The sequence below is a fragment of the Acetomicrobium sp. S15 = DSM 107314 genome (genome assembly GCF_016125955.1).
In the GTDB taxonomy this organism is placed as follows: Bacteria; Synergistota; Synergistia; order Synergistales; family Thermosynergistaceae; genus Thermosynergistes; species Thermosynergistes pyruvativorans.
Map to the genome: position 1 here is coordinate 1 of NZ_JADEVE010000182.1, position 387 is coordinate 387.

At 48.3% G+C, this 387-nt stretch carries 1 protein-coding gene; it reads right to left on the reverse strand.

Annotated features, from left to right (window positions below):
* Positions 1-76: 76 nt before the first annotated feature.
* Positions 77-217: a hypothetical protein gene (locus EZM41_RS04715; RefSeq protein WP_198469987.1), complete on the reverse strand. Its 141-nt coding sequence runs from the start codon at positions 215-217 to the stop codon at positions 77-79.
* Between the last annotated feature and the right edge of the window lie 170 nt (positions 218-387).

The following is a 387-nucleotide window of genomic DNA, read 5'->3' on the forward strand; positions in this document are numbered from 1 at the left end:
GTCAAGCCGAGCTGAGGCAAGGCATCCCTCAACCTCTCCACTTTGGCAGCGTATTCAGCCACAGTGTAGCCGCGGTTCATGAGGCGCAATATCCGGTCGCTTCCGGATTGTATCGGCAGATTGACCGAGGGGCAGATAGAAGTTCTATTTCCACCTCATGGGTGAGCAAATCGGTATACCTGAAAGAAACCGTACTGTTTTGAGATTCGACGAACATAGTAAAAAGCCGCGGATAGGCTTCCAATATGACGCCTTGTTATGGAGCATTTTACATGGGATAGGATTGCAGAGCAAATGATGGAGTTATATCAAAGTGTCTTGGAGGGAAAACTTAGGTGAAACAAGTTATCCAAAGCTACAAGACGGGTGAACTCGCCGTCGTCGATG

Bases quoted from the DNA above. Each gene is read 5' to 3' on its own strand.
- EZM41_RS04715 (WP_198469987.1), bottom strand. From the start codon at position 217: ATGTTCGTCGAATCTCAAAACAGTACGGTTTCTTTCAGGTATACCGAT.